The sequence below is a fragment of the Kribbella antibiotica genome (genome assembly GCF_004349055.1).
Lineage (GTDB): Bacteria > Actinomycetota > Actinomycetes > Propionibacteriales > Kribbellaceae > Kribbella > Kribbella antibiotica.
In genome coordinates this window covers 1-16,598 of sequence record NZ_SMKX01000182.1, presented here as the reverse complement: position 1 = coordinate 16,598, position 16,598 = coordinate 1, and the positions used below count along the sequence as shown (strand labels likewise).

19 protein-coding genes are annotated in these 16,598 nt (G+C 67.6%); 7 read left to right on the top strand and 12 right to left on the bottom strand.

What is annotated here, in order from left to right; genetic code table 11:
* Positions 1-111: 111 nt before the first annotated feature.
* From E1263_RS37260 to E1263_RS37245, 4 genes are all read right to left on the bottom strand, one after another.
* Entirely contained in the window at positions 112-540 is a 429-nt protein-coding gene (locus E1263_RS37260; protein WP_238161890.1) for a MarR family winged helix-turn-helix transcriptional regulator, read from the bottom strand.
* Between the two features lie 56 nt (positions 541-596).
* Positions 597-1,037 carry a hypothetical protein gene (locus tag E1263_RS37255; protein ID WP_132176235.1) on the bottom strand — a complete coding sequence of 147 codons (441 nt, stop codon included), beginning with the start codon at positions 1,035-1,037 and terminating at the stop codon, positions 597-599.
* A 249-nt stretch (positions 1,038-1,286) separates the two neighbouring features.
* Positions 1,287-3,215 carry an acetate--CoA ligase gene (gene acs / locus E1263_RS37250; RefSeq protein ID WP_132176239.1) on the bottom strand — a complete coding sequence of 643 codons (1,929 nt, stop codon included), beginning with the start codon at positions 3,213-3,215 and terminating at the stop codon, positions 1,287-1,289.
* A 197-nt stretch (positions 3,216-3,412) separates the two neighbouring features.
* Complete coding sequence (locus E1263_RS37245) at positions 3,413-3,766, bottom strand: winged helix-turn-helix transcriptional regulator (RefSeq protein WP_132176233.1); 354 nt, start codon at positions 3,764-3,766, stop codon at positions 3,413-3,415.
* 51 nt (positions 3,767-3,817) lie between these two features.
* Between E1263_RS37245 and E1263_RS37240 the strand changes: the two genes are divergently transcribed.
* Together E1263_RS37240 and E1263_RS37235 are read left to right on the top strand one after the other, a co-directional pair.
* Positions 3,818-4,432 carry an NAD(P)-dependent oxidoreductase gene (locus E1263_RS37240; RefSeq protein WP_132176231.1) on the top strand — a complete coding sequence of 205 codons (615 nt, stop codon included), beginning with the start codon at positions 3,818-3,820 and terminating at the stop codon, positions 4,430-4,432.
* A 46-nt stretch (positions 4,433-4,478) separates the two neighbouring features.
* A complete protein-coding gene (locus E1263_RS37235; RefSeq protein ID WP_132176229.1) occupies positions 4,479-5,141 on the top strand; it encodes a sugar isomerase domain-containing protein in 663 nt (220 codons plus the stop codon).
* A gap of 514 nt (positions 5,142-5,655) precedes the next feature.
* Here E1263_RS37235 and E1263_RS37230 read toward each other — a convergent pair.
* Positions 5,656-6,414: a GntR family transcriptional regulator gene (locus E1263_RS37230; RefSeq protein WP_132176227.1), complete on the bottom strand. Its 759-nt coding sequence runs from the start codon at positions 6,412-6,414 to the stop codon at positions 5,656-5,658.
* A gap of 189 nt (positions 6,415-6,603) precedes the next feature.
* Here E1263_RS37230 and E1263_RS37225 point away from each other — a divergent pair, with 189 nt between their 5' ends.
* From E1263_RS37225 to E1263_RS37210, 4 genes are all read left to right on the top strand, one after another.
* Positions 6,604-7,557, top strand: a complete 954-nt coding sequence (locus E1263_RS37225) for a glutathione S-transferase family protein (protein WP_132176225.1) — start codon at positions 6,604-6,606, stop codon at positions 7,555-7,557.
* Between the two features lie 65 nt (positions 7,558-7,622).
* Positions 7,623-8,810, top strand: a complete 1,188-nt coding sequence (nhaA, locus tag E1263_RS37220; protein WP_132176223.1) for a Na+/H+ antiporter NhaA — start codon at positions 7,623-7,625, stop codon at positions 8,808-8,810.
* A gap of 52 nt (positions 8,811-8,862) precedes the next feature.
* Entirely contained in the window at positions 8,863-9,252 is a 390-nt protein-coding gene (locus E1263_RS37215) for a phage holin family protein (RefSeq protein ID WP_132176221.1), read from the top strand.
* 53 nt (positions 9,253-9,305) lie between these two features.
* Positions 9,306-10,154 (top strand): alpha/beta fold hydrolase, encoded by an 849-nt coding sequence (locus E1263_RS37210; RefSeq protein WP_132176219.1) that lies wholly within the window; start codon positions 9,306-9,308, stop codon positions 10,152-10,154.
* Here E1263_RS37210 and E1263_RS37205 read toward each other — a convergent pair.
* From E1263_RS37205 to nth, 6 genes are read right to left on the bottom strand one after another with little or no spacing between them, the layout of a single operon-like run.
* Positions 10,147-10,797 (bottom strand): hypothetical protein, encoded by a 651-nt coding sequence (locus E1263_RS37205; protein WP_132176217.1) that lies wholly within the window; start codon positions 10,795-10,797, stop codon positions 10,147-10,149. The genes E1263_RS37210 and E1263_RS37205 overlap by 8 nt on opposite strands.
* Before the next feature lies 1 nt (position 10,798).
* Positions 10,799-11,293: a SigE family RNA polymerase sigma factor gene (locus E1263_RS37200; protein WP_132176215.1), complete on the bottom strand. Its 495-nt coding sequence runs from the start codon at positions 11,291-11,293 to the stop codon at positions 10,799-10,801.
* A gap of 50 nt (positions 11,294-11,343) precedes the next feature.
* Positions 11,344-12,516: a MarP family serine protease gene (locus tag E1263_RS37195; protein ID WP_132176213.1), complete on the bottom strand. Its 1,173-nt coding sequence runs from the start codon at positions 12,514-12,516 to the stop codon at positions 11,344-11,346.
* Positions 12,513-13,277 carry an NUDIX hydrolase gene (locus tag E1263_RS37190; RefSeq protein ID WP_132176211.1) on the bottom strand — a complete coding sequence of 255 codons (765 nt, stop codon included), beginning with the start codon at positions 13,275-13,277 and terminating at the stop codon, positions 12,513-12,515. Before E1263_RS37190 ends, E1263_RS37195 begins: the two co-directional genes overlap by 4 nt.
* Positions 13,274-13,855: a redoxin domain-containing protein gene (locus tag E1263_RS37185; protein WP_238161885.1), complete on the bottom strand. Its 582-nt coding sequence runs from the start codon at positions 13,853-13,855 to the stop codon at positions 13,274-13,276. The genes E1263_RS37190 and E1263_RS37185 overlap by 4 nt, the downstream gene beginning before the upstream one ends.
* Entirely contained in the window at positions 13,852-14,643 is a 792-nt protein-coding gene (gene nth, locus E1263_RS37180) for an endonuclease III (RefSeq protein WP_132176210.1), read from the bottom strand. The genes E1263_RS37185 and nth overlap by 4 nt, the downstream gene beginning before the upstream one ends.
* 135 nt (positions 14,644-14,778) lie before the next feature.
* On the opposite strand from nth, the gene E1263_RS37175 reads away from it, so the two are divergent.
* Positions 14,779-15,456 carry a Crp/Fnr family transcriptional regulator gene (locus tag E1263_RS37175; protein ID WP_132176208.1) on the top strand — a complete coding sequence of 226 codons (678 nt, stop codon included), beginning with the start codon at positions 14,779-14,781 and terminating at the stop codon, positions 15,454-15,456.
* Positions 15,457-15,581: 125 nt separating this feature from the next.
* On the opposite strand, the gene E1263_RS37170 is transcribed toward E1263_RS37175, so the two are convergent.
* Positions 15,582-16,517 carry a type IV toxin-antitoxin system AbiEi family antitoxin domain-containing protein gene (locus E1263_RS37170; RefSeq protein WP_132176206.1) on the bottom strand — a complete coding sequence of 312 codons (936 nt, stop codon included), beginning with the start codon at positions 16,515-16,517 and terminating at the stop codon, positions 15,582-15,584.
* Positions 16,518-16,598 lie beyond the last annotated feature (81 nt).

Here is a 16,598-nt window from a genome sequence, read left to right as displayed (position 1 = left end):
TTGGTGGGCTGACCCATCACGTTGTGGGTGGGCCCACTGCATGCGGCTGGCCCACCCACAACGTGATGGGTCAGCCCACCAAATGGGACGGGCCGGACGGCGGGGTGGGGGTTAGAGGTCGCGGGCTATGCGGTCTAGGAGTTCGCCGGCTTCGAGGACCTTGATGCGCTCGTCGGGGTCGAGGCGGTCGAGGAGCTTGGTGAGCTCTTCGGCGGCCTGACGGCCGGAGTCGGCGACGGTGGTGGCACCGAGATCAGTCAGTACGACGGCAGTGGCGCGGCCGTCGACGGGATCGGGCTCACGGCGGACCAGGCCGGCCTCTTCCAGCGCCGCGACCGTGGTGGTGGCGGTCGGCTGGGAGCACGGGACACGCGTGGCGATCTCGCCGATCCGGATGGGTTGCTCGTCAGCGACCAGCATCAGGGCGAGGAACTGGGTCGGATGCAGGACAGCACTTCGGCTTCGGCGCAGGTACCGGACGATCCGGTGCATGCCCATCAGCAGTTGCAGGGTCTCCTGCTCCAACGCGATCACCTCCACGGGAAGCTAGATCCTGGCACATCGAAGGACGTTCGCCTACGGCCCAGTGGTGAACGTCATAGGTGCGTCGCGAGCACTCCGAGCGCGAAGGCAAGCCCGGCCAGCCCGAGCATCGTGGTGGCGAGCGCAATCAACCGCCGTTGCAAGGCAGGCACCTCGGCCGCGGTGGCGAAAACCCGTACCGGCCAGTGTTTCCACGAGACGTACCAAAAGATCCCAGTTGCCACGAGCAACAGCAGACCCTTCACCAGATGGATCCACCAGTGTCGGTCATTCAGCACCAACAGACCGACCCCGCTGAGCGCGATCGCCCCGATCAGCCCAACCACCTTCCACCGATTGCCCGAGGCAATCACCGTGGTAAGCGACTCGCGCCCCGCCGCGTCCGAACCGAAGTACCGCTTGAGCTTGGGCTGAATGACGAACAACGAGTACGCCATCCCACCCACCCAGGCAGCGGCCAACCCAGCATGAATGATCGCAAGGAGCGCAGTCATCGCGGCATGCCCCGCCTCTGCTCGGTCTGCTTCGCCTCCAGCACAGTCTGACCCTAGCCACTCCCAGGTGCAGGGGTATCCGCAACTAACCAGCTTCTTATGATCGGCTATCCGGTTATCCGATCATAAGAAGGACGCTTGCCATCGAATCGAGCGCTATCCGATGGCTCGATTGGTTGTCGGGCCGACTTCACAAACAGACGCCGTACGCCGGCCTGCGGCGTACGGGGTCTGCTGTTGCGGTGTTGCTCAGTCCTCGTCGGACTTGCCGAGGTTGGTTTTGATGAGGTCCATGACCGTTGAGTCGGCGAGGGTGGTGACGTCGCCTACCTCGCGGTTCTCGGCGACGTCGCGGAGCAGGCGGCGCATGATCTTGCCGGAGCGGGTCTTGGGGAGTTCGGCCACGACCAGGATCTGGCGGGGCTTGGCGATCGGGCCGATCTCCTTGGCGACGTGGTTGCGGAGCTCCTGGACGACGTCGGGGCCGCCGTCGCCGGCTTCGGTGCGGAGGATGACGAAGGCGGCGATGGCCTGGCCGGTGGTCGGGTCGGAGGCGCCGACGACGGCGGCTTCGGCGACCTTGGGGTGCGAGACGAGGGCGGATTCGATCTCGGTGGTGGACAGGCGGTGGCCCGACACGTTCATCACGTCGTCGACGCGGCCGAGGAGCCAGATGTCGCCGTCCTCGTCCTTCTTGGCGCCGTCGCCCGCGAAGTAAACGCCCGGCCAGCGCGACCAGTACGTGTCCTTGTAGCGCTCGTCGTCGCCCCACAGGGTGCGGAGCATGGCCGGCCAGGGCTTGTCGATGATCAGGTAGCCGCCGGAGCCGTTCGGCACCGGCTTGCCGGCGTCGTCGACGACGTCCACGCTGACACCCGGGATCGCCTTCATCGCGGCGCCCGGCTTGCCGGCGGTCACACCGGGAAGCGGGGAGATCATGTGCATACCGGTCTCGGTCTGCCACCAGGTGTCGACAACCGGAGCGTTGTTGCCGCCGATGTTCTCGCGGTACCAGATGTAGGCCTCGGGGTTGATCGGCTCGCCGACCGACCCGATCACGCGCAGGGTGGAGAGGTCGAACTTCTCCGGAATCTCCTTGCCCCACTTCATGAACGTGCGGATCGCGGTCGGCGCGCAGTACAGGATCGAAACCTTGTACTTCTGCACGATCTCCCACCAACGGCCCTGGTGCGGGGTGTCCGGGGTGCCTTCGTACAGGACGGAAGTCGTCGCGTTGGCCAGGGCGCCGTACACGATGTAGCTGTGTCCGGTGACCCAGCCGATGTCGGCGGCGGTCCAGTAGACGTCGGTCTCCGGCTTGAGGTCGAAAACGCCCCACTGCGTGTACGCCGTACCGACCAGGTAGCCGCCGGTTGTGTGCAGGATGCCCTTCGGCTTGCCGGTGCTGCCGGACGTGTACATCACGTACAGCGGGTGCTCGGCATCGAAGGCCTCGGGGGTGTGCTCCGTCGACTGCTTGGCGACGAAGTCCTCCCACCACAGGTCGCGGCCGTCGACCATGGCGGTCTCCTGGCCGGTGCGGTTCACGACAAGCACGTTGCGCACGTCCGGGCAGTCCACCAGCGCAGCGTCGACCGCGGGCTTCAGCGCAGCCGGGGCGCCGCGGCGGTAACCGCCGTCGGAGGTGATCACGACGCGGGCGTCGCAGTCGAGGATGCGGTCCTTCAGCGCCTCGGAAGAGAAGCCACCGAAGATGACCGTGTGCGGTGCACCGATCCGGGCGCAGGCGAGCATCGCGACGACCGTCTCGGGAATCATCGGCATGTAGATCGCGACGATGTCACCGGCCTGGACGTTCAGCTCGAGCAGCGCGTTGGCGGCCTTGCTGACCTCGTCCTTCAGTTGCGCGTAGGTGATCTCGCGGGTGTCGCCAGGCTCACCCTCGAAGTAGTAGGCGACCTTGTCGCCGAGCCCGTTCTCCACGTGCCGGTCGACGCAGTTGTACGCCGCGTTCAGCTTGCCGTCGGCGTACCACTTGGCGAACGGCGCATTGCTCCAGTCCAGCGTCTCGGTCGGCTCGACGGCCCAGGTGATCCGCTTGGCCTGCTCGGCCCAGAACCCCTCGAAGTCGGCGTCGGCGCGCGCGTAGTCCTCGGCCTTGAGGTTCGCGTTCGCGGCGAGCTCGGCCGGGGGCTCGAACCGACGCTCCTCGTGCATCAGGTTCGACAGGGCTTCGGACTGCGGTGACTCTTCGTTCGGCACGTCGACGACTCCTCCTGGTGGCTTCGGCGCGTCGGAGCGCCGACCCCCTTTCTACCAAGGCAAACCCGCGCGCGGAACCTTGGTATCGCCCAGCTGTAGGCATGCTGCGCCGAACAGAACGACCAGTACGACGGGTGGTCTGACCTGGGTGGTCAGGACTCGCGGGCGTCGAGGAGGTCGTCCCAGTGCTCGGCGGTCCAGTTGCAGAGCACATACAACTGGGCGAGCAGGCCGCGCCCGAGATCAGTGAGCTCGTAGGTGACACGCCGTACTGGGGCGGTTACTTCGGTACGGCGGACGAAACCGTCGCGCTCGAGTGCGCGGAGTGACTGGGTCAGGACCTTCGGCGTGACGCGGGCCAGCGGGACGCGGAGCTCGGAGAACCGGCGTGGGCCGTCCTCGAGACAGCGGATCACCAATGCCGCCCACTTGTCAGGGCCGATCCGGAACGGAAGCAGGGTCGAGGGACAGATCTCCTCGAACATGTCTGCTCGCAGCGCCTCCATACCTTTCAGAGTATCCAAGCGGTAACCAGAGCCCTGCCTACCGTCTGCGGCATGAGCAGAATCTTGGTAATCGGCGCCCGCGGGCGCGCAGGGTCAGCGGCCGTTTCGGAGGCTCGCCGGCGGGGCCATGAGGTGACGGCGGTCGCTCGTTCTGGTGGGTCAGGGTTGGTGGCGGGGGATGTGACGGATGCTGGTCGTCTTGCTGAGTTGGCGGCGGGGCATGATGCGGTGATCGCTGCTGTGTACGACGGTGGGTCCGATCCGGCGGTGTTCTTCCCGCAGGCGGCTGGGGCGCTTTCCTCCGGGTTGGCGAAAGCAGGGGTCAATCGGCTGGTCTGGGTCGGGTTGGCGTCGATCCTGCCGGTGGCGGACGGGACCCTGTTGATGGACACGGACGGGTATCCGAACGAATACCGGTCCTTCTATCTGAGTCACCAGGCGGCGCTTGAGGTGTTCCGGCCGTCGGCACTCGACTGGGTTTCGGTGGCACCGGCAGGCGACTTCAACCACGCTGCGCCTGCCCGGGTGGGCAGCTATCAGGTGATCCCGGCGGCGGCTGACGAGCTGATCTCGTACGACGACCTTGCGATCGCGCTCGTGGACGAGGTGGATCGGCCGCGGTTCCACCGGGAGGCGATCGGGGTCACCGCCGGACAATTGGTCTAGTTCGGATGCTCGCCGCCGGCCCCTGATCGGCGGTAGGTTCGCGGCCATGACCGGGGCTTCGGAGTACCTGCGGCAAGCGCTAGCAACCGCACACCAGGCAGCAGAAACTCAGGCCGGCGCCATCCAGGTGGCGGCCACCCTGGTCGTCGAGGCGATGAACTCCGGACATCACTTCTGGGTCTTCGGGACCGGCCACAGCCACCTGATCGCCGAGGAACTGTACGGGCGAGCCGGCGGGCTGGCCGACGTGCGTGCGGTGCTCGAGCCCGGGCTGATGCTGCACGAGGGGCTGACGAAGAGCTCACTGCTGGAACGGCTGCCGGGGTTGGCGGATGTCCTGCTGGAGATCAACGACATCGCGGCGGGTGACGTCGTGCTCATCGCCTCCAATTCCGGACGGAACGCCGTACCGGTGGAGTTTGCGTTGGGCGTCCGGGCTCGCGGCGCCCACGTCATCGCCCTCACCTCGATGGCGCACACGACCTCGGTCACCTCCCGAGCCCCCGGCGGTCAACGCCTCTTCGAAACCGCCGACGTAGTCATCGACAACTGCGGCGTACCGGGCGACGCCCTGATCGCCGTCGACACCACCCCCGAGCGAACCGGCGCCACCTCCACCATGGTCGGCGCCATGCTCGCGCAGGCCCTGACGGTCGAAATCGTCAGCCGCCTGGAAAAGCCCAACATCCTCCGCAGCCTGAACGCCTAGCCTTTCCGCAAAGCTCACGTTCGAGTGCTTCGGAGCGGACCTGCGCCACCCACTAACCCTCCCTGTGGGCACCTGACGAGGATCTGCTGAGCGTGGCTCGGCAGTGGGCGGCCCAGTTAGTCAGTGGTGGCGGTCCGCCGCACCGGACAGGCCGGACACGTCGCTTGGGGTTGGCCGCCGCGGCGGCCGCGTTACAGAAGGAGCTTGGCTGAGCCCGGTGCCTGGCTGAGGTACTGGCGAGGTCGGCGATCGCGTGCCCGCCGTCTGAGGTACTCGCTACGGCTGGGCTGCAAGATCGGCGCCGAGTGGAAACTTCTGTGCGCTCCCTGAACAAAACGTTCCACCCAAACGGCCCCGACGGACCGGAACGCGGGGTCGGGCGCGCCAACAACCGGGGCTTGAACAAGAAACGGTGGGCATGAATAGGTAATTACTTGTTCAAGCCCACCACCCAGCCCACAAGCCCCCGACAAGAGGACAGACCGGGCGACGAAAAGACCGAGTGCTGGGGAAACTAGGTCGCGCGGTAGGCGACGGTGATGTCGTAGCGGTCGGAGCGGTAGGTGCTGCGGCCGAATTCGATGACGTCGCCGGAGGCGGTGCGGGGGGCTGAGGTGATGATGAGGCAGGGAGTGGTGGGCGGGATCTCGAGGAGCTCGGCGTCGTCGCCTTCGGGCGGGGCGGCGACGATGGAGGCGGAGACCATGCCTAGGGCTACGCCGAAGCGTTCGGCCAGGACGCCGTACAGGGAGTTCGACTCTAGGTCTATCTCGTCGAGGCCTGGGTAGCGGCGCAGGGACAGCGCGGTGCGCTCGATGGCCATCGGCTCGCCGTCGGCGGTGCGGAGGCGGACGAGGTGCAGGACGGGGGTGCCGAGGGGCTCTTCGAGCTCACGGGCCAGTACGTCGTCGGCCGCGCCTACTCGGTGTTCCAGGACTCGGGCGCCGGGGGTGATGCCGCGGTTGACCATGTCCTGGGAGAACGAGGACGCGAGCATCCGGGACGGGCGCGGTTCGGCGACGAAGGTGCCGCCGCCGGGGCGGCGGGCGGCCAGGCCTTCGGCGACCACGCGGTCGACCTCTTGGCGAACGGTCATCCGGGCGACGCCGAAGCGCTCGGCCAGGACACGCTCCGAGGGGAGCACGGTGCCGACGGTCAGCGAGCGGGTGAGGGTCTCCAGGATCTCGCGAATCTGGTCACCCTTGGGCCGGTCGGGCCGCAGCTCCGTGGGGAGGTCGGCGAGGTCGCCGGGGTTGTTCCGTGGGCGGGCCATGAGCTCAGTATCCCTGGAATTCTGGCCGGCAAACCAGTTGCCGGGGGCGCTGACCGCGAACGTCGGACCGCTCGATCGGGTACTTGCTGGACTCCGCGACGGCGCTGTCGCGGTGGACCACTGTCAGCCCGACTGTAACCGCTGCGCCCGGCTCACGGCCAGTGACGAGTGAGCGGTAGTTTTAACGTTATGCGTCGCGCACAGTTCGGAGCAGAGAATGGATCGAACGGCGAGTGGAAGCGCCAGGGGAACCGGTTCACCGACCGGATCAGCCGGGCTTCCGACTCGTCCCCCGGCGAAGGCCCGGACGACCAAGGCCGTTGGCCGGTCGAGCCAGGGCGGTACCGCCTGGTGGTCAGCCTCGCCTGCCCCTGGGCGCACCGATCGGTGATCGTACGGCGCCTGCTCGGCCTCGACGACGCGATCAGCCTGGCCGTGGTCGACCCGATCCGCGATGAGCAGGGCTGGCGGTTCACGCTCGACCCCGACGACCGGGATCCGGTGCTCGGCATCCAGTACCTGTCCGAGGCCTACCTGCGGACAGACCCGTCGTACGACGGACGTGTCACTGTGCCCGCGATCGTCGACACCGTGACCGGGCTGGTCGTCACCAACGACTACCCGCAGATCACGCTCGACCTGTCGACCGAGTGGGTCGACCATCACCAGGCCGGCGCTCCGCAGTTGATCCCCGACGACCGCGCTGAGATGGATCAGCTGATCGAGGAGATCTACCGCGACGTGAACAACGGCGTCTACCGCTGCGGGTTCGCGACCGAGCAGGAGGCTTACGAGGCGGCGTACGACGCTCTGTTCGCGCGGCTCGACGCGCTCGAGGAGCGGCTGCAGGGACGCGACTACCTGCTCGGCGACACGCTGCGGGAGGTCGACGTCAGGCTGTTCACCACGCTGGTGCGGTTCGATGCGGTGTACCACGGTCATTTCAAGGCCAACCGCAACAAACTGACCGAGTTCCCCAACCTGTGGGCCTATGCGCGTCGGCTCTACCAGCACGAGGGATTCGGCGAGACGGTCGACTTCGACCAGATCAAACGGCATTACTACGTGACACACAACACCATCAACCCGACCGGAATCGTGCCGAAGGGCCCGGATCCGGAGGTCTGGACCCACGTAGACTGATATCTGGTGTGCCGGGAAGTCTGGTCGGCGATGAGCCGACCGACCCCAAAAGCCGAAAGGCCCGCATGAGCACCCGACGCGTCTTCCCCAACCTTCTCGGCCGCGAGCGCGACTTCGTCGCGAACACCTTGCGTGCCGAGACGACCGGTGGACTGCTGCTACTCGCAGCCGCCGCCGTGGCACTGATCTGGGCCAACTCACCCTGGCAGGACGCGTATCACCACCTGAGAGATCTCCAGCTCGGCCCGCTGACGGTCGAGTCCTGGGCCTCCGACGGAGCCCTCACGTTGTTCTTCTACCTGGCCGGCGTCGAGCTCAAACGCGAGCTTGTCGTCGGATCGCTGTCGAAATTCAGCGAGGCCGTCGTCCCGGTCGTCGCCGCGATCAGCGGAATGGTGCTCCCGGCAATCATCTACGTGGCGATCAACCTGAAGAACGGCAAGCCCGAGGGCTGGGCGGTGCCCACGGCAACGGATATCGCGTTTGCCTTGGCTGTGCTGGCGATTGTCGGCTCGTCTCTCCCGAGTGCGCTCAGGGCCTTCCTGCTCACGCTCGCAGTCGTCGACGACTTCGGCGCCATCCTGGTGATCGCGGTCTTCTTCAGCCACGGATTCCGGCTCTTACCGTTGCTCGCGGCAACAGCCTTGATCGCCGTCTGGTATGTCCTCCAGCGCTACCGAATCCGTACGGCGTTCCTTTACGTCCCGATCGCGATCGCGGCCTGGTGGTTCATGCACGAGTCCGGGATCCACGCCACGATCGCCGGTGTCGCCCTCGGGTTCGTTACCCGTGTGGTTGCGGATCCCGGGGAAGAACATGCGCCCGCCGAGCGGATCGAGCATCGACTCCGCCCGTGGTCGGCCGCGGTCGCCGTACCGGTGTTTGCGTTGTTCGCGGCCGGGGTCACGTTGAGCGGCGGCGCGCTCAAGCAGTTGCTCACCGACCCGGTCGCGATCGGCATCGCTGCCGGGCTACTCGTCGGCAAGGCGATCGGGGTGTTCGGCGGGTCCTGGCTGACCGCGCGCTTCACCCGCGCCGAGCTGAACTCCGACCTCGAGTGGCGAGATGTCGCCGCCGTGTCGGTGCTCGCCGGAATCGGGTTCACGGTCGCGCTGCTCATCGCGCAGCTGGCGTTCGCGGGCGACATCGCGCAGGTCGAACGCGCGAAGGCCGCCGTACTGATCGCGTCGGTGCTGGCGGCACTCGCGGCTTCGGTGTTACTCGTCCGTCGGAATCGTGTGTATGCCGACTGAGTCCGCCTGGGTACCCGGTAGTGTCGGAGCACGGTCGCACGGAAGGAGCACCATGAGCGACGAGCCCACGGTCGGCCAACTGGTCGCCAAGGCCAGCAAGGACCTGTCGGACCTGGTCCGCAGTGAGGTCGAACTGGCCAAGACCGAGCTCAAGAAGACCGCGGTCTCGGTCGGGACCGGCGCCGGGATGTTCGGCGGTGCGGCCTTCCTCGGCCTGCTCGCGATCATCCTGCTGTCGATCGCCCTCGGCTACGCGTTCGTGGCGATCGGGCTGCACCCGGCGCTGGCGTTCGTGTGCGCCGCCGTCGTCTATCTGCTGGTCGCGGCCGTGCTGGTGCTGCTCGGCAAGCGGGCGCTCGGCAAGGCGAAGGGTCCGGAGCGCGCGATCGAGACCTCCAAGGAATCGGTCGAGGTCCTCAAGGCGATCGGCAAGGGCGACTGAGCCCGGCGGGTGTCGTCGACCTCCTGGTCGACGGGCCCTGGTCGCACTCGCTGGTGGCGGCAAACGGGGCACGGTTCCACGTCGCCGAGTGCGGAGCGGCCGATGATCCGCTCGTCCTCTTCCTGCACGGGTTCCCGGAGTTCTGGTGGGCCTGGCGCTACCAGCTCCCGGTCGTCGCCGCTGCCGGCTATCGCGCGGTCGCGATGGACCTGCGCGGGTACGGCGCCAGTGACAAGACACCTCGTGGTTATGACCCGTACACCGCGGCCGCCGATGTCTCGGGCGTGATCCGCTCGCTCGGTGCGACCGATGCGGTCGTGGTTGGCCATGGCTGGGGTGGATTCATCGGCTGGTCGGCCGCCGTACTGGCTCCGCGTCAGGTGCGCGCGCTGGCTGCGGTGTCGGCCCCACATCCGTTGCTGCTGGCGCGATCCGGGCAACGCAAAGCACTAGCCCGTACGGCGTGGTTCCAGCTGCCGGTATTGCCCGAGCGGCGGTTGCTGGCGCAGGACGGTGTGCACATCGAGCGGTTGCTCCGCGACTGGGCAGCACCTGGCGGATCGTTCCCGGATGCGGAGGCGTCGCGGCGGTATCGCGCTGCACTGCAGGTCTGGCCGGCACCGCATTGTGCGCTCGAATACCACCGCTGGTTTGCGCGATCGCGGTTGCGCCCGGACGGCCGGAAGTACTCCGCGAAGATGCGGACACCGATCGCCGTACCGGTGTTGCAGATTCATGGTGCGCAGGACCCGGCGCTCTCCCCCACCGCAACGACGCCGCCCCACCTGGTGACGGCGTCGCTGCGGCACGAAGTGATCACCCCTGCGGGTCACTTCCCCCACGAAGAGACGCCGGAGCTGTTCAACACCCAACTCCTGGACTGGCTCAACGGTCTTAGCTGATGGTCTGCGTCACGGCGGACCTGCTAACGATCGTCCACACCTCGTTCTTCTTCTCCAGCCGGTAGAGCGCGGACTCCTTGCGGTCACAGGCCTCGGAGATGCCGACGCGGACCTCGCGGTAGCTGCCCTTGTCGATCACCTTGCCGAGGAAGACGATCGGTGAACTCAGCTTGAGGCAACTGCTGTAGGCCGTCGACTCCTGCGTCAGCGGCGGTGAGTGGCGCGGCTTGGGCGACACCCAGGACACCTGGACACTCTGGCTGAGCGTTTCGGTAATCTCGCCGCGTTGCCCATCGGAGATCTGCGCGTCGGGCCAGAACACAGCCGCCCGGGGTGTCTGCGGCACCTTCTGCTCGACGACCTGCGCGGTGACAACACTCCAGATCTGTACGTCGTCGTCCGCCACCGCCGCGGCCACAGACCCGATCGGCGAGCCGGCGACCGGCGGCGCCTCGTGCGCAGGCCGTTGGGTGGCATAGATGCTGCCGCCGCCGAGGACCGCAACAGTGGCGGCGGCTGCGACCAGCACCGGCACGAACCGGCGGCGCTTGGTTGCTTCAGGCAAGATTTGTAGATCGTCGACATGGTCGGCGAACGTCTCCCGGAGGAGGTCGCCGAGCTGGTCGTCGGTGAGCTTGGGCATCTCAGTCTTCCTCCTCGGTGGAGAGATGGTCGCGCAGATTGGACAGCGCTCGCGAAGCGTTCGACCGCACTGTGACGGCAGCGACACCCAGGATGTCGGCGATCTCGCCGTCCGACAGATCTTCGTAGTACCGAAGCACCAGTACGGCGCGTTGCTGCCGCGGCAGCGTGGTCAGCAGCCGCCAGAGCGCGTCCTTGAGGGCTTGGCGAGTGCCGATGTCCTCATCGGACGGTCTCTCGATCGGCTCTGCGATCGGAAGCTCACGATTCTTGAGGATTCGCCGCCAGCTGAGGAATTCGTTGACCACCATCGTGCGCAGGTACGCCTCGGGATGGTCGAGACCGCTGATCCGGTCCCACTTGCGATGCGCGCGGGCGAACACGGTCTGCACGAGATCCTCGGAACTGTGCAGGCTCCCGGTCAGCATCAGGCCGAGCCGGACCAGCCGCGGCTGGGTCGCGCGCACCAGCTCGTCGTAGGTCACCGTTCCGTCCATGGTTGCCGTCACACCTCTCGAACGCGGCGGCTGGGCGGATCTGTTGCGCCTCAGGTGCAGGTTTTTGTGGAGACTTCCTGAGTAGCCGTTTCGCCGGTGCGGGCGTCGGCGGCGACCTGGTCGGCGGTGAGGACGTAGCCGGTGCGGTTGTCCTCGACCGAGGCCGCGAAAACCACGCCGTACACGGTGCCCTTGGCGGAGATCAGCGGGCCGCCGGAGTTGCCGGGGCGGACCGAGGCCCAGATCGAGAAGGCCTGACGGGTGACTGTGCGGTCGCCGTAGATGTCCGGGCCGCGCAGGCGCTCCTCGGAGCGGATGCGGGCCGGCTCGGAGTCGAAGGGACCGTTCTCCGGGAAGCCGAGGACGACGGCGGGGTCGTCGGCCTTGGCGGTGAAGTCGAACGGCAGCGGCTTGAGGTCGAGCTTCGGCACGTACAGCACGGCGATGTCGACCTCAGGGTCGAACAGCACGACGCGGGCCTCGTAGGACTTGCCGTTCAGCTCGACCTCCGGCGAGCCGACACCGGCGACGACGTGCGCGTTCGTCATCACGCGTTGGGGCGCGTAGACGAAACCGCTGCCCTCCAGCCCGCGCGAGCAGTTGGCCACGCCGGTGACCTTGGCGATCCGGGTGTGGGCCTGCCGTACGGCGGCTTGCCGGGCGATGCCACTGTCCGGCGGCTGGGTGTCGCGGATCCGCTCCGGCACGAACGGATCGAGGAAGCGCGGGAACAGATCGGTGTTCACCACGTCGTTGAAGGCCTGCAGCGCGTTGTCGGCGCCGCTGGGCAGGAACTGGTCGACCTTGGCGAGCACGGTCGAACCACGGACCGCCGAGGTGACACTGGGGATCCGCGCGCCGCTCACCGCGACACCGAGCACCCAGGAAACGATCAGGACCGAGGCGGCGGCCAGCACGGCACCGCCGAGGGCGTCGACCGCCTTGACCGGGCTCCAGGAGATCTTGTTGCGCAGCTTCGACCCGACGACAGCACCGACCGTCCGGCCGACCGAGGCCAGGATCACCACCAGCACCAGCGCGGCGAACGACACCGACACGCTCGGCGAAAAGTTGTCGAGCACCCGCGGGACACCCCAGACACCGACCGCCGCGCCGCCGAGCAGGCCGAGGGTGGCACAAGCACCCAGCACGAACCCTTCGATGTACCCCGAGATCGCCACCAGCACGGTGACGACCACCAGCGCCCAGTCGAGGTTGCTCACTCCACGCCCTCCGGATCGTTCCCGCCAAGGTCGTGTTCGATGGCGGTCATCCGCCGGACGTCTTCCGGCCGGCTGCCCTCACTCCGCCAGGCCGCTTCCACCAGGCGGTCGGGTAAAGGTACGACGTTCGAGGGGTCCCAGTCGCGCGCCCAGCCGCCGAGCAGCAGCAATTTGTCGAGCAACCCGGCGGTGAAACCCCAGACGAACAGGTCACCGACGAGGAACGCCGGCCCGCTGAACCCCGACGGGTGCCGGCAGGTGACCCGGAGCGCCGGGTCCGCCAGCGTCTGCACCGGAACGGTCAGCACCGAGGCCACCTCGGCCGGATCGACCACGGCCACCGGCGACGGCGTCTGCCACCAGGCGAGCACCGGCGACACGCCGAAGTTGCTGACCGGAACCCAGAGGGCCGGCCAGATCGCGAACGGTACGACGCCGGCCCGGTCGAGGCCGGTCTCCTCCCAGGCCTCGCGCAACGCCGTGTCGACCACCCCTGCGTCCTCAGGGTCGACGCCCCCACCCGGGAAGGCGATCTGGCCGGCGTGTTTGCGCATCGTCCAGGACCGCTCGGTCAGCAGTACCTCGGGGCCGTCGTTGCCCTCGGCAAGCAGGATCAGTACGGCGGAGTTGCGCACCGAGGGGTCATCCGGCGGGAGGAAGCGGGACAGCACGTTCGGGTCGACATCCACGGAGGCTTTGGCCAACGGGTGCAGCCAATCCGGGAGGTCACTGTGCTCGAATGATGGGGCGTCGAACGTCACAGGGCGACCCCCAGTTTGTCCTTCACCAGTTGGTCGAGCTGCTCCTGCGAAGTCAGGACGCCGTGGTGCACCGTGAATTTCCCGTCCTTGTCGACGAAAACCGTCACCGGTGGTCCGCCGACCGTGAACGGCTTGCGCACCAGCTTCTCGGAGTCGACCACATGCGGGTAGTTCAGCTCGTGCTTCAGCGCGAACTGCACGGCCTGCGCGGGCTGCGGGTCGATGTAGTCGATGCCGAGCATCTGGATCTTCCCAGCCGCCTTCTTCTGCAAAGCAGCCAGGTACGGCGCTTCGTCGCGGCACGGACCGCACCATTGCGCCCACACGTTGATCACGAGCGGCCCGCGCAGATCGGCCAGGCGGATATCGGGCCCGCCGCCGAGACAGGGCAGCGTGATGTCGGGCAGGCCGTTGCTCACCGGCGGCCGGGACTCGGTCGGCGGGCACGCGACCAGCTTGTCGGCGCCCGGAACCGCGGTCGGCGCGGCTCCCGGCGTACCGGCTCCGGTCGTACTGGCTGTTGGTCCGCAGCCCGCCAGCACCGTCGCGAGGACGGCGGCCACCAGCACCCGCCTCACGCGGCCGGGACCTTCACCAGCTTCGCGGCGGACTCGTAGTCGGTCGGACCAGCGCCGTACGACGGGCACCACTGCGCGATCGGGCAGGCGCCGCAGGCGGGCTTCTTGGCGTGGCAGCGGCGGCGGCCGTGGAAGATCAGCCGGTGCGACAGCATCGTCCAGTCCTTCTTCGGGAAGAGGTCGCCGATGAGGTGCTCGACCTTGACCGGGTCCTCCTCCTCGGTCCAGCCGAACCGGCGGACCAGCCGGCCGAAGTGGGTGTCGACGGTGATCCCGGGGATGTCGAAGGCGTTGCCGAGGACCACGTTCGCCGTCTTGCGGCCGGTGCCGGGGAGTTTGACCAGCTCCTCGAGCTTGCCCGGGACGACGCCGTCGTACTCGTCCACGAGCACCTGGCCGAGCTTCATCACGCTGTTCGTCTTGGCGCGGAAGAAGCCGGTCGGTTTGAGGATCGCCTCCATCTCCTCGCGGTCGGCCTCGGCCATCGCCTGCGCCGTCGGATACTTCGCGAACAGCGTCGGGGTGACCTTGTTGACCGTCACGTCGGTGGTCTGCGCCGACAAGATGGTGGCCACGAGCAACTCGAGCGGATTCGTGAAATCGAGCTCGCAGTGCGCGTCCGGATACGTCTCGGTGAGCACTTTGTGCATCTTCCGGGCCCGGCGGACGAGCTGACTGGACGTCTCGCCGGCGAACACCGGGGCCTTGCGGGGGAGCTTCAGTGTCACCGTCTCCAAGGCCCCCGGAAGGGGGTGTCCGACGGCTTCCGCGACACGCTGAGATGGCATGCAGACCAGCCTACGTGGCGTGGCCGACACTGAAGGGGCTACGGTTTTGGGGCGAGCGGGTGGATACGCTCATCTCGCCGGGTGGGGTGATCCCCCAACCGTAGCCGTGGTCGAAGGTCCTAGGAGGCCCCAAAAGTGGATGCCACAGTCATTAAGCAGGCGCCGCTGTTCAGTCAACTCGATGACGAGGCAGCCGACGCGCTGGCCGCGTCGATGACGGAGAGCCGGCTGCGCCGTGGCCAGGTCCTTTTCCACGAGGGCGACTCCGGGGACCGGCTGTTCATCGTCTTCGAGGGCAAGGTCAAGCTCGGTCGCACCTCGGCCGATGGCCGGGAGAACCTGCTGGCCGTCCTCGGCCCGGGCCAGATGTTCGGCGAACTCTCGCTGTTCGACCCCGGACCGCGCTCGTCGACCGTCACCGCCGTCACCGACGCGACGCTGATGTCACTCACCCACGACGAGCTCTCGCGCTGGCTGACCGGCCGCCCCGAGGTGGCCCGCGGCCTGCTCCTGCAGCTCGCGTCCCGCCTGCGCAAGGTCTCCGACGTCGTCGCCGACCTCGTCTTCTCCGACGTCCCCGGCCGCGTCGCCAAGGCCCTGCTGGACCTGGCCAGCCGCTTCGGCCGCACCGCCGACGACGGCGTCCACGTCCACCACGACCTCACCCAGGAGGAGCTCGCCCAACTGGTCGGCGCCTCCCGTGAAACCGTCAACAAGGCCCTCGCCGACTTCGCCTCCCGAGGCTGGGTCCGCCTGGAACCCCGCTCGGTAGTCCTCCTCGACGTAGACCGCCTCCAACGCCGAGCCCGCTAACCGGCTCCCGCGCCCACCCCCGCCGTACCGGCGAACCCCCCAACTCAGTGGTTATCCCCTGAGTTGGGGGGGTTGCCCATCGAGAATCTCAGGGGGCAACCCCCCAACTCGATGGGCCGGCCTGGTCAGGCCCGGGCGAATGCGGACTGGATGGCAGCAACGACTCGGACCGGGTGCTCGAGCTCGGCCCAAGTGATGCGGACGACCTGGAGGCCGAGCGCGCGCAAGCGGTCCTCCCGCCGTTTCTCCTTGATCAGGCGCTCGCGCGTGTTTCCGGCGTACTTGACCAGCCCGTCGAACTCGACGACGGTCCGCTGGGCGGCGAAGTAGAAGTCGACTCGGCCGATGAAACCGAGAGCATCGGCGAACTCCGCCTGAAGCGTCGGCGCCGGGAGCCCGTGGGTCTGCATCAGCACCCGCAGTCGTGACTCACCGACCGACTCCGACAGCGGACTACTGAACGCCAGCGCCGCCCTCGCGGTCGCGCTGCCCGGCCAGAACTCGGTCACCGCCTGCAGACGTTCCCACTCATCCGAGCGCACGACATGATCACGCCGTACGGCGTCCGCGCTGATCACGGCTGCCTCGAGGGGCGTCGTACAGGCCATCTCGATCAAGGCCCGGGGCACCGTTGTGGCAGTCAGCCCACTCACTGTGGTCAGGTCTGCGTCCGTCAACTTGCCGCGATGATGGCGCACACCGGCGATCCGGCCTCCGCGATGTGTGTCCATCCGGCTGACCTGCACTTCGGCCAGATCTGGTCCCCACAGCGGCACGCCGTGCAGAGCGAGCGCCGACTGATGGCTCACCGCAACTGTGCCTGCCGCCATGGAGTTCACCACCGCGTGGACGAGCCGCTGATGATTCAGGAGCTCCTGGTCCCAGGGCGCTAGGTGGCTCAGGTCCACCGCCTCGACGTACTGGCCGTAGCGGACCCGAATCCACCGATGGTCCCGGATCCGATCGCGGATCTGGTCGGGCGTGTAGCCGCAGTCCGCGGCCTGGCTACGGCTGAATACCCCGCCCTGGCCCTCCGCGAGCAGCTTCAACTTCGGGTTCACTCCCCAAGCATCTGCCGAAACCCGCTCCCGCCGCTGCCATCGACCACCAGCCTGTGGATAACCCTGTGCACAACCCCCTCC